Origin of the sequence: Thermogutta sp., assembly GCF_039793925.1 — a bacterium.
Classification (GTDB): Bacteria; Planctomycetota; Planctomycetia; order Pirellulales; family Thermoguttaceae; genus Thermogutta.
In genome coordinates, this window is the sequence record NZ_JBAMME010000240.1 from 1 (window position 1) to 11385 (window position 11385).

The window sequence follows — 11385 nt, forward strand, 5'->3', positions numbered from 1 at the left end:
GATAAGACCGCCTGCGAGACGAGTGAAAGGGAGCGGAGGGCACGGGACTCGAACCCGCAACCCCTTTCGGGGCACCACATCTCCAGTGTGGCTGCTCACCAATTCGCATACCCTCCGAACGTCGGGCGATCGATTCTCGCCCATCATTTGATATTATACGTCTGCTGCTTTGGCCCGCGAAGACCACCCAGATCCACCTGGGTGGAACGCCGATCGGTGGTTGCCGTCCAGTGGTGCTCAGGGCCAGCGCAACTCGACGATGGTCCACAGGTCCACGGCCGGTACGGTTACCTCGACACGCTCCTCGTAAGTACGAATTGCCGCGTCATCGGCCCCCTGAGAGAAGGTTCGGACCGTTCCCAATTGGCAGTTTTCGGGTGAGCCTGGCAAAATATCCCTGTCAAGCGTGATTCCCACGTTTTTCACCGGGGTCATACCATCGTGGGTGGGGTCGTACTGGCGATTCACGATGTGGATCGCAACACGCTTTTCCCGCAAATTTCGGCGGAGAGTGACAAAAAGCTGTTTCTCCGGATTCACGCGAATCCAGCGATCGGCCAGCGCTGCCGCGTCCTGAGGTGATTTGCAGCGCACGAGCTTTTTCTGAACTGGAGCGCTGGCCAGAACCTGTTCCAGGTCTGCGGAAGGAACGATGTTTTCTGGAATGAGCACCGCCGCATACTGGGCCAGGTCGGATTCACGGATGTTGTACCCCGGCAACCAATCGTCGCCCTGAACGAGGATAGTGAAAGGCACATTGAGTTCGGCAAGAACCGTACAGACCGGCTCAATCTGTCCTTTTCCCTGCCGGTGAGAGTGATTGTCGTAGATGACGGCGACTTTGGCTACCGGTTCAAAATTATCGAGGAGCTCGGCATTGGCGCGGACGAATTGGTAAATGGGGGCATATTCCTCGGTCGGTCCGCTGTACCAGTGGGTTCCCTTTTCCTGAGTGTAGCACCACTGGCGGTGGGGCGCCATGAAGTTGTGGCCAAAAGCATACGAAAGGGCGATCCACGTGCGGACCAGGGCGGTGAGGTTGTTGGCGGCCACATCGGCCCAGTCACCACCGCTGGCCGTCGAAGTAACAGGACGGTCCAGGCCGTCAGCAAGTTTATAAACGTAGATGGGATGGAGAGGTACCTGCCGCTTTCCTGCCTGGTGATCCACTTCGCAGCAAAAATAGTCCAGGTGAGGCGTAATCGCAAGGTTCATGGGGCCCACCAGGCTGGAATTGACGGCGAGCGGCATATGGGAGCCTTTCCATTCGTTTGCCTTCTCGCGGAATTCCGCCACAAACTTCGTTGCGGACTTGACCTGAAAGTCCAGAAATTCGGCGGCCAGGGGTAACTGGGCCCGTTGCGCGTGGTACTTTTCGGGTGTAATACCCTGTTCCATCAAATACTGACGGTAGTCGAATTTGTTGAGATCGGCCAGTTTAAGTTCCTCCAACCGTTTTTGCGAAACGTTGTTCTTGAGATACTCACGGAAACCCGACATGCAACTGGCGCAAAAACACGCGTCCAACCAGGTAACGGCACCGGCTGTCCCTGTGTAATCATCGATATGAAGTGCATCCGCGCCGCAAGCGATAACTTCCCGCAGTCGAGAGTAGAGGTACTCCCGATAAAGCGGACTATTGGTGCAGAACCACCAGGCGGGTTGATCTTTGTGTTTGTGATCCCAAAGCCAAGGGACGATGAAAGGATCGCCTGCGAAATTTCGGCAGGTGGCTTCCAGAAAGTGCGGAGTGAAGTCAATCATCCGGGCAAATTCTGTTCGGAACCCGATGCTCACCGCGAAGAGGCGTACTCCGCGCTGGTGAGCCAGGTGGATGCGATCGGAAGATTGACTGCCTGCCCAGCCCAGAACGGTACATCCATAAGGCTCGTACATCTGTGGATTGTCGTACATAAAAACGACATCGGAATGTTTGATCACTCGCGCCGGGGGGTAAGTCCTTTCGGTCTGGGGCGAGTCGGGCAGAGTCGTGCTTCCGAGAACCTGCGAAGCTCCGACTACGCTTATCGCCGCAAGTAAGCAGGGCAACGGACGCCACATTCTTCGGTTCATGGTCAAATCCCTCCTGAAGCTTGCGTCGTAGAATGATTCGCTTTTTCTTCGGAAAGTTTCATGGATGAATTGACGGGAGACACCCGTCGCGGACAGCGCACCTCTCAAATTGTGGGTGCCAGTATAGTCCCAATGATTCTCATGCACAATGTGCCAATCTCGGTTAGGGAAAGTTTAACGATTTTGTGGATTTTGCAGGGTGCGTCGGCCGATTAATACAACGCGGACGCGTGTGCGCTAGGGTGTTTGTCCAACCTAGGAAAGTGCCCGATTCAGGAAAGAGGAAATGGCTGGGACAACTGTCAAATCAGCGAGTGTGGGCGGATTAGTGGCCGCCGCGATCGGCCTCGTTTTCTTAGCCGGCTGTTGCGCTACATGCTCACATCGAACTGGTCCGCTGCTGGGGATGGCACGACCCGGAGCGGTTTATCCGGAGGTTGCGCCCACTGTTTATCATTCCGGGCCACTCGCCGGTCTGTTCCATCTGTTGGGCATCGGCCGGGGATACCCCTGTGACGGTTGTGGCCCACGCTACTGGGGTGATTGGGGTGGGGAACGGGCAGGGTGTGAAGCGTGCGACGAATACGGACATTGGATTGGGGCACCTGCCGCTCGTCCAGTCGCTCGTTCTATGATCGTCGAACAGCCGCCGTGTGAAGAATGTCATAAAAACGGCAAGCAGGAGGTTATCCCAGGGGTACCGACGCGGATAACCCCTGACGGTGCAGCCGGCTAAAGCTGCGAAAAGGCTGTGTGGTTAAAGTTCCGCGTCCCGTCGCTTGGTCTGGACGTCATGTGTGTTACTGAGTTTTCTCGAAGAGCATCTTCCCCGCAGATCAGAGCATTCACTGGACCTGAGAGAAGTACCAGCTCAGAATGATCCCGGGCGTTGCCGATCGGCGCGTGGAGCATCTTTGAATTGCCGTTCAACAGGGAACAGCTTGCCGGGTAAGAAGTACCGTCTCAGTTGTGAACGACTGGCCAACAATGCCTTTAAATTCCGCGAATGACCGCTCCAGCCTTTCCTCAGGAATTTGTCGCCAGTAGGGTTCGCCCACCGCACAGATGTCTTTCCAGCGACGTTCAAAGGCTGCGACGATTTCGGGGTCGAATTGGGTTCCCGCCTCCCGCAAAATAATGCTCTTCGCGAAGTGGGGATCGATGGCTTTTTTGTAAACCCGTGGCGACGTCAATGCGTCGAAGACGTCGGCAACTGTGACCACCCGGGCAGCGAGAGGAATCGACTTTCCCGCCAATCCGTCGGGATAACCGGTCCCGTCGAACCGCTCGTGGTGGGATCGGGCAATTTCTGCTGCCCTGGCAAGAAATGATCCCGCCGGATTCTTCTTAAGCGCCTCCTGCAGGGCCTGATAACCGATGATCGTGTGCTGTTTCATTACTTCGAATTCCTGCGGGGTGAGGCGTCCGGGTTTGAGAAGGATGGAATCGGGGATCCCGACCTTTCCAATGTCGTGCAGGGGTGCGGAGCGGAAGATTTCCTCGGCGAATCGAGGGGACATGTCTTCGTTTCTCACTGGACCAGCAAACAATTCTTCGGCGATGATCCGAGAATACCAACGCATCCGCTCCAAATGTTCGCCGGTTTCAGGATCGCGCGACTCGGCGAGTTTGGCAAGGGCAAAAATGGCGAGGTCGCGGACCTCGATGATTTCCTGGAAACGGATTTCTGCGAGCACTTCGAGTTCTTGGTTGATCCGCTGAATCTCTGCGTTGAGCGTCCAGACACGTTCCACGGCTGCCCGCAATCGTTGTTGTAATCGCACCTGGGCCCAAAGTTTGAGGCGCAGACAGTCGCAGCTCAGCGGCAGTTTGATGAAGTCGTCCGCCTGAGATTCGCAAAACTGCTCAGGTGTGGCGATGGTATCCGGTTTACCAACAATAATGACCTGAGTGAACGGACCAATGGGACCGTCTTTGATTTTGCGGGACAAGTCGAAACATCTTTCGGTAGCGGCCAGGAGAACGACGTCTGGATTTGATTGGGCGATCGTGTGTAACTGTGCCTCCTCGATCGGTTGAACGATAACTTCGAATTCGTCTTTTAAATCTTTAATGAGCGTTGAAAGCTCGTCGTCTAGTCCGCTTGCGACAAAAACCCTGGGTTTGAAGGAAAGAAATCCCGCGTCGGTTTTCGGAGTAATCTCGACGGACATACTCACCTCCTCAAGACGGCGGGGCAGGTGAACCTGCAGGATGTTTTGCGGTCAAATCGTTGACGCAATTGACTCCCGCTGGCCCCAGTTTTTAATTAATCCCTGAACTCTCCAAATGGAATTGAGTTCATGCCCATTCCGGATTAACTCATGCTCGGCTGAGGTGCGTTCACACTTTGGCCCGGGCTGCTTCGGCCGTTGTTTGACAGCACGCCAAAGCCGACGGTCAAGGCGTTGGGATGAACATCCCTTTGAGTGCATCCCAGCGAAAACGGCCGGTGCGCTCTTTCTGTGACGATCTCAAACACAACAAACATAACGTGTTCGTAGCCTCTGAGAAGCTCTCGACAACCTGAAAAATGTCCCGCGGAGGCGCCGCCGTGTCGTTAGGGCTTGACTAAGCGGTAATCGACACACTTGTGCCACGCGACTAAAGCTAACAACAGAAGTGTAATGAATATCGGGGTCGTATCACTTTTTCATATTATGCTGCGATGCGCGACATGTAGCTGTATTCTGAGAGTTTCCAGTCCACGAGGAGCAACACCGATAGAACCGTCGGTTTGTATTTTCGAGGTTTGTCCTATTATTGTACAGGGACTTCAAGCACCGGCTGCCTTTGTCCACAGCGTTGCTTGGGATGTTTGAGCAATAAAACACAACGCGGCGACGGGTTCTCGCCATGGCTACGATACGTCGCATCCATCAGTACTGGTCAGTTCGGGAGTTATTCTACCGCTTGTTGGATGGGGCCGCTGTGGTTATTGGGTTATGGGGGGCGGTTGTTTTACAGCGCGATTTTCGACAATCTGACTTACTCGCCGCTGTGCTGACTGTTCTGGTTTTTCACTTTGTGGCAGAGATCACCGGCCTTTACCGTAATTGGCGCGGCATCTCGGTGGAACGCGAATTGTGGTGCGCTGTCTCGACGTGGTTGTTCACGGTGCCTGGGTTCCTCACTTTGGGCTTTGTCCTCGGAGAGCTGTGGGATCTCTCGCGGAATACCCTAACTTTGTGGGTGGTGTTGACGGCGGTGATCCTGGCGGTTGACAGGGGATTAGTTCGCGGGGTGCTGAGCATTCTTCGGGCGAAAGGTTACAACACTCGCTATTACGCGGTGGTGGGGATAAATGAATTGGCTTTTCGCCTGATCGAAGCTCTCGAAAATGCTCCGGATTTGGGACTCAAACTCCTTGGTTTCTATGACGATCGGCCTGAAGAGCGCACAGGCGCAGTTCCCCCGGAAATAGGGCATAAACTTGGGAATATTCAGGAACTGGTTGAGCACGCGCGCCAACATCGCGTGGATATGATTTACATTACTTTTCCAATGCGTGCTGAAGAGCGCATTCGCGGCATCCTGGCACAACTCGCCGATACAACCGCGTCGGTTTATATCGTTCCGGACTTTTTCGTGTTTCAGTTACTTCATTCACGATGGACGAATATCGGCGGATTGCCTGTTGTTAGCGTTTATGAAAATCCGTTTTATGGAATTGACGGTTTTGTGAAACGGGCCATGGATGTTGTGCTCGCTTCGGTTTTGCTGATCCTCTTTGCACCGCTGATGATCGCAATTGCCATACTGATTAAGGCGACGTCCCCAGGTCCCGTGTTCTTTCGGCAGCGTCGATATGGTCTGGACGGGCGCGAAATTCGTGTTTGGAAGTTTCGCACGATGACGGTCACCGAGGATGGAGACCAGGTGACGCAGGCGAAAAGGAACGATCCGCGGGTGACCAAGATCGGTGCGTTTTTGCGGCGAACCTCACTGGATGAATTGCCGCAACTCTTCAATGTTCTGCGGGGTGAAATGTCATTGGTAGGGCCGCGGCCCCACGCAACCGCGCACAATGAGGAATATCGACGCATTATTCAGGGATATATGCTGCGGCACAAAGTGAAGCCGGGGATGACAGGATTGGCTCAAGTTCACGGGTGCCGCGGCGAGACCGAAACGGTGGAAAAAATGCAGAAACGAGTTGAATGGGATTTGCAGTATATTCGCGAATGGTCGTTGTGGATGGATATCAAAATTCTATTCCAAACAATATTTGTTGTTTTGAAAGGTCAAAATGCATATTAATGGATCGTACGAGTGTAACATTTTACGATTGTAGTGAATAGGAAATAGCTAATGGAGACTATATGTGAAATATCGGCCTTAGACGGACTCAGCCGGTCCGGCCTCGATGTAGGTTATCGAGCGGCGACGGGACTGGCATCCGATGGTGAGGGAGAGAATAAACGGGAGCTATTGAGGGTGCTCCATGTCATCAACGGAGAGTATTATTCCGGCGCCGAACGCGTGCAGGATAATCTGGCGCTGACACTAGACCGATTTGGGTTTGAAGTGGTTTTCGCCTGTGTCAAGGATGGAAGGTTTGAAGCGAGTCGTCGCGCGAAAAAGTCGCCTTTATACCGCGTTCCGATGCGGGAAATGGGTTGGCGCCAGACAATGGGTCAACTATCGAAGGTCTGTGCCCAGGAGAGGATTTCCCTTCTGCATGCCCACACACCACGGACCGCGGTGCTTTGCGCAGGAGTGCATGGACGAACGGGGCTCCCTTGGGTGTACCATGCGCACAGCCCGACGCTGTGGGATAGTGCACGGTATCTAAAAAACATTGTTGTGACAATTGTCGATTGGTGGGCGGCTCGACAGGCCGACCGAATCATCGCGGTAGCAGAGAGCCTTCGCAGATACTGGATTCGCCTTGGGATCCCGGCGCAGCGGGTGGTTACAGTCCCCAATGGTGTCGCTGCCTGGGATTCTCTCACGGTGCGGAAGCCTCCTGTGGGAGCCTGGGTGTTAGGAACCATGGCGCTTTTTCGTCCCAGAAAGGGTGCGGAGGTTCTCTTGAAAGCGGTCCGGGAACTCGTTTTGAAGGGCTATAAGATACGGGTGCTAGCAGTTGGGCCGTTTGAAAGCGAGGCGTATGAGCGGCACCTCAGGCACATGACACACCATCTTGGACTCGACGAAATCGTGACATGGACAGGTTTTGTCGAGGATACTCGGGAGATGTTTATGGCCATGGACCTGTTCGTTCTGCCCAGCCTTTTCGGTGAGGGGATGCCGATGGTGCTCCTTGAGGCCATGGCCGCGGGCCTTCCCGTGGTGGCTTCGGCCGTCGAAGGGGTGCCGGAGATCATTCGCGATGGCCGTGAGGGTTTCCTGGTGCAGCCCGGATCTCCTTCCTCCCTTGCGAGCGCTATCGCCCGTTTTCTGGAAGGTGCTGCGGATTGGGAGAGCATGCGTCGCGCAGCGTACGAGCGCCAGCGGGAACGGTTCTCCTTGGAGAGTATGGCAGCGGGTGTAGCGGCCGTTTATCGTGATCTCACGTTCCCCGAGAGGATGGCGGGATCAGAGTGCTTCACTCGCCATCCATGAGCACCAGCGGCGGCTCCATAAGAGTATCGACTTTGGCCGAGCGTACAGCTACCTGAAAGCCTTTCCGCAGACATCCGGCGCTCCATTCGCCATCGCGACGGAGCGCAATGAAGGCTGCCTGCTGTCGGGGATTAGGCCGGCACTGGCGGTTGATTCGCTCCAGAGCCGTCTTAATTGCCGCGGTGGGACTTGAGCCTTTTCGCATTTCCTCCACGATCAGGAACGTTCCACAGACACGCATGATCAGCTCGCCATGACCTGTGCCCACGGCCCCACCCACCTCGGGGTCTACATAGAGACCGTGGCCAACAAGCGGTGAGTCGCCTACCCGGCCCGGCAACTTAAAAGGCAGACCGCTGGTCGAGCATCCCCCCGCGATGCGACCTTCAACGTCGAGGGCGAGCACCCCGATAGTGTCATGAGCATCTTGGGCCAACGAATTGTCCCCCGAGTGTTTGTCAAAAATATTCCCTCCGTGTTCCTGCTTCCAGCGTTGCCAGGCTTCTCGAGCCTCTCGGGTGAGAAGAGAGCGTTGGGGAAAACCTTCGGCAGCGGCGAATGCTTCGGCCCCCGGTCCAACGAGAAGGACGTGGGGAGTTTTTTCCATCACACGCCTAGCGATAGAAATGGCGGGTAAATAATTGCGGACACATGCCACGGCACCACACCGATGAGGAGCAGCCATGATTAGGGCGTCGAGAGTTACTTCGCCTGCGGCATCGGGATAACCCCCGAAACCTACGCTCGTGACGGAAGGGTCTTCCTCAACGGCCCGACAGCCCGCCTCTGCAGCGTCCAGGGCGTTCCCACCCTGGCTGAGAATCGCCCAGCCGGCACGGTTGGCTATTTGGCCGAAACGCCATGTGCTGAGGATCAGCGGTGTCTGGTTCACGGAGTTTTCCATGGGCCGAGGCGCCACTCTGAGTCAGGAGGATCTGTTGGTTACAGGTTGCGTGGTGGTGTTTTCGTCCCTTTTTGGAGCCTTTCCATCGTGAAAAGGAGCGAACGAGATTTCAAGGGGATCCGTTAAGAGCCAATTCATTTTTCGGATTGGGAATGAGAAGCGCACGCTACCTCCGGCTTCACGCTATCTCGATAGGCAGCGACATGGCGGGCGACAATCTTGACCAGCGTTTTTCGATCCACCGGTTTGGAGAGATAATCGTCGCACCCGGCAGCCAGGCACGCTTCCCGGTCGCCGACCATGGCGTGAGCCGTTAGTGCGATGATCGGGGTACGGCATCCCCGACTGCGCAGTACACGCACCGCGGTGTATCCATCAACAATGGGCATTTGCATATCCATCAGGATGCATTCAAACGGCGTACCGTGGTGTTCGGCCAGTTCTACCATGCGGATGGCCTCTTCACCATTACTGGCGACGGCTACCTGAAAGCCCGCCTTGCGAAGGATAAAGCTGATCAACCGCTGATTATCCAGACCGTCTTCCGCTAACAGGACGTGACCGTCAAGCTGCTGACACGATGCTCGGTTTTGGTTCTGAACCTCGGCTTCGGCCGGGGGCGCCCATGTGGTTATCATCGGAATCCCTTCGAGAGGGCCGGGATCGACGGTGAGGACAAAGGTGCTTCCCTGGCCGGGTGTGCTCGAAACTGTAATATCGCCACCTAATAATTCAGCGAGTTTGCGACTGATTGTCAGTCCCAAACCTGTTCCGCCGTGTCGTCGGGAGAGTGATTCCTCACCCTGGACAAACGCTTCGAAAATGCGCTCCCGATCGGATTCTGCGATTCCTGGGCCGGTATCCACAACGGCAAAGCACATTCGAGGTTTATTCTGTTTATTCTGTAAATAGAGTTTTAACGTGACTTTGCCCTGCTTCGTGAACTTAACGGCGTTATTCATTAGATTAACGAGAATCTGCTTTAATCGTATCGGATCACTGTAAATTTGCTGGGGAACTGGGCCGGCGACTTCGAAGACCAGCTTGAGGCTTTTAGCGGCCGCCTTCACTTCCATGAGAGAAACCACATCATGAGCGATTTCAATAGGATGGCAGGGCTGACGTGCGACTGAGAATTTTCCAGACTCAATTTTTGACAAATCCAAAATATCATTGATCAGGTTGAGCAGATGTTCGCCATTCCGGCGGATAATGGCCAGATAATTCGCCCGCTGTTCCGGGGTTGTATCGTCGTCTGCGAGGAAATCGAGGTATCCCAAAATCGCGGACATGGGCGTGCGAATTTCGTGGCTCATATTCGCCAGGAAGATGCTTTTAGCATGGTTGGCGGCTTCGGCAGCATGACATGCCTGTTGGAGTTGTTCGGTACGCTCCCGAACGCGTTCTTCGAGCTTTTCGTTGGTTTCCCGAAGTGCGGCTTCGGCCTGCTCGATATGGCCTAGCATGATATTGAACTGGCGGGCCAATTGTCCGAGCTCATCCCGCGAACTCACATCGACCCGCATGGAATAGTCCCCCGTCCGAACGATTTCTTCCATTGTTTTCTGGAGACGTGTGACGTGCATCAGGAACGCCTGTTGGAAATAAACCGTTGCCCTGGCGGAAAATGCGCCGGCCAGGGCGAAAACCCCGATCATCACAGCAAGGTACAGAGCCAAGTTGTGCCATGCTCCGCGGAGTGAGGATTCCACCACCACGTGACCTGCGGGATGATTGCGATGAACGATGGGTACAACAGCGGTGAGTCGGCTGAGCGGCGCAGTGCGTCGAGCATTCAGATCCGATAGATCATCGGGAAGAGGTTGGAGCCCGGATGTGGGGGTGGGAGAAAAGGTGGAGACGAATAATCGGCCGTGGGCATCGTAAATCGCCGCCTGCAGGACATCCTTTTTACAAAATGTGCTCTTCAGAAGTTCGGCCGCCGTTTCTCGGTCTTCGAATTCGACAGCGGCGGATGCGTTTGCGGCCACCACGCCGGCCAGCGCCCGGAGTTGTGCGGCTTCATGGCGGAGCGTCAGATGCACCTGGAGTCCGACGACGGCAAGACTCACGATTACGAACGCACTTCCCAGGGTAACAGCGAAAATCAGCCGGAGCTTCGTGCGCAGAGGACGATCCAGAAACCACTGCAGATTTTTGCGATGAAGTGGGAGATTAATAATCGGCTTGATGAGTCGGGCGAAGATCAGGGCAATCCCCGACGGATGCTCCGGGGAACAATCTATCTTACTGCTCTCGCAATTTGAATGAGTTTGGAACTGATTTTCAGTCCCTGAGCCTGAGCCTGCGAGGCGTTGATCTCCAGGCGTACCTTGTTTTCCACGATGACAAAATTGATTGTGCCACCCCATTCCAAAAATCCCTCTGTTTCGCCAACCAGGAGAACGCCTTTGACTGGGATGGTCTGCAAAATGTTCCGTTGCGTTTCTGGGGGGACAGCTCTAGGAAAGTATAGGATATGGCAGCGCGGAACCGGATCATCCGGATTAAGTATCCGAAGTTGTATTGGGCGGGGGACCGCGTCAGTCTCAATAGCCTGACGGAGGTAGGGGCTGATCGAATCGGGTTTATAAACGCCAATAATCACCGGCTGGCTGGGGGCCTCGGCAGGGTCGGGCCATTCGATGTATCGAACGAAGTTTATGAGAAATGCTGCCTTTATCAGATATTCACGGTTGATCACTTCTTGCGAGTATGATGGCCGGGATACAAGCAAGAGAATAAGTGCAGCAGCGGAAACCAGGGCGTTTAAGGGGTCCGCGCCCCGTTTAAAAGTGATTGGCAGTTCGTCATGCCGGACGTTGGACCGATCCATTAGG

General features: G+C 54.9%; 9 protein-coding genes and 1 tRNA gene. 4 read left to right on the plus strand and 6 right to left on the minus strand.

Going from position 1 to position 11385, the window contains the following annotated elements; genetic code table 11:
- Positions 1-33: 33 nt before the first annotated feature.
- Positions 34-116, minus strand: a tRNA-Ser gene (locus tag ABJK56_RS11090).
- A 121-nt stretch (positions 117-237) separates the two neighbouring features.
- Positions 238-2073, minus strand: a complete 1836-nt coding sequence (locus ABJK56_RS11095; protein WP_347244734.1) for a hypothetical protein — start codon at positions 2071-2073, stop codon at positions 238-240.
- A gap of 286 nt (positions 2074-2359) precedes the next feature.
- On the opposite strand from ABJK56_RS11095, the gene ABJK56_RS11100 reads away from it, so the two are divergent.
- Positions 2360-2809, plus strand: a complete 450-nt coding sequence (locus ABJK56_RS11100) for a hypothetical protein (protein WP_347244735.1) — start codon at positions 2360-2362, stop codon at positions 2807-2809.
- Positions 2810-2999: 190 nt separating this feature from the next.
- On the opposite strand, the gene ABJK56_RS11105 is transcribed toward ABJK56_RS11100, so the two are convergent.
- Complete coding sequence (locus ABJK56_RS11105; protein ID WP_347244736.1) at positions 3000-4247, minus strand: HD domain-containing phosphohydrolase; 1248 nt, start codon at positions 4245-4247, stop codon at positions 3000-3002.
- A 682-nt stretch (positions 4248-4929) separates the two neighbouring features.
- Here ABJK56_RS11105 and ABJK56_RS11110 point away from each other — a divergent pair.
- Both ABJK56_RS11110 and ABJK56_RS11115 read left to right on the plus strand, forming a co-directional pair.
- Entirely contained in the window at positions 4930-6333 is a 1404-nt protein-coding gene (locus ABJK56_RS11110) for an undecaprenyl-phosphate glucose phosphotransferase (protein WP_347244737.1), read from the plus strand.
- A gap of 51 nt (positions 6334-6384) precedes the next feature.
- Positions 6385-7641 (plus strand): glycosyltransferase family 4 protein, encoded by a 1257-nt coding sequence (locus tag ABJK56_RS11115; protein ID WP_347244738.1) that lies wholly within the window; start codon positions 6385-6387, stop codon positions 7639-7641.
- Here the strand turns inward: ABJK56_RS11115 and ABJK56_RS11120 are convergent.
- Together ABJK56_RS11120 and ABJK56_RS11125 are read right to left on the minus strand one after the other, a co-directional pair.
- On the minus strand, positions 7625-8533 hold the full coding sequence (locus tag ABJK56_RS11120) for a N(4)-(beta-N-acetylglucosaminyl)-L-asparaginase (protein WP_347244739.1): 909 nt from the start codon (positions 8531-8533) through the stop codon (positions 7625-7627). The genes ABJK56_RS11115 and ABJK56_RS11120 overlap by 17 nt on opposite strands.
- Positions 8534-8679: 146 nt before the next feature.
- On the minus strand, positions 8680-10590 hold the full coding sequence (locus tag ABJK56_RS11125; protein ID WP_347244740.1) for an ATP-binding protein: 1911 nt from the start codon (positions 10588-10590) through the stop codon (positions 8680-8682).
- Between ABJK56_RS11125 and ABJK56_RS11130 the strand changes: the two genes are divergently transcribed.
- Positions 10570-10812 carry a hypothetical protein gene (locus tag ABJK56_RS11130; protein ID WP_347244741.1) on the plus strand — a complete coding sequence of 81 codons (243 nt, stop codon included), beginning with the start codon at positions 10570-10572 and terminating at the stop codon, positions 10810-10812. The genes ABJK56_RS11125 and ABJK56_RS11130 overlap by 21 nt on opposite strands.
- Here ABJK56_RS11130 and ABJK56_RS11135 read toward each other — a convergent pair.
- Complete coding sequence (locus ABJK56_RS11135; RefSeq protein ID WP_347244742.1) at positions 10788-11381, minus strand: YfiR family protein; 594 nt, start codon at positions 11379-11381, stop codon at positions 10788-10790. The genes ABJK56_RS11130 and ABJK56_RS11135 overlap by 25 nt on opposite strands.
- Between the last annotated feature and the right edge of the window lie 4 nt (positions 11382-11385).

Coding starts and splice junctions, on each gene's coding strand:
- ABJK56_RS11095 (WP_347244734.1), bottom strand. CDS start 2,073: ATGAACCGAAGAATGTGGCGTCCGTTGCCCTGCTTACTTGCGGCGATA.
- ABJK56_RS11100 (WP_347244735.1), top strand. CDS start 2,360: ATGGCTGGGACAACTGTCAAATCAGCGAGTGTGGGCGGATTAGTGGCC.
- ABJK56_RS11105 (WP_347244736.1), bottom strand. CDS start 4,247: ATGTCCGTCGAGATTACTCCGAAAACCGACGCGGGATTTCTTTCCTTC.
- ABJK56_RS11110 (WP_347244737.1), top strand. CDS start 4,930: ATGGCTACGATACGTCGCATCCATCAGTACTGGTCAGTTCGGGAGTTA.
- ABJK56_RS11115 (WP_347244738.1), top strand. CDS start 6,385: ATGGAGACTATATGTGAAATATCGGCCTTAGACGGACTCAGCCGGTCC.
- ABJK56_RS11130 (WP_347244741.1), top strand. CDS start 10,570: ATGGCGGAGCGTCAGATGCACCTGGAGTCCGACGACGGCAAGACTCAC.
- ABJK56_RS11135 (WP_347244742.1), bottom strand. CDS start 11,381: ATGGATCGGTCCAACGTCCGGCATGACGAACTGCCAATCACTTTTAAA.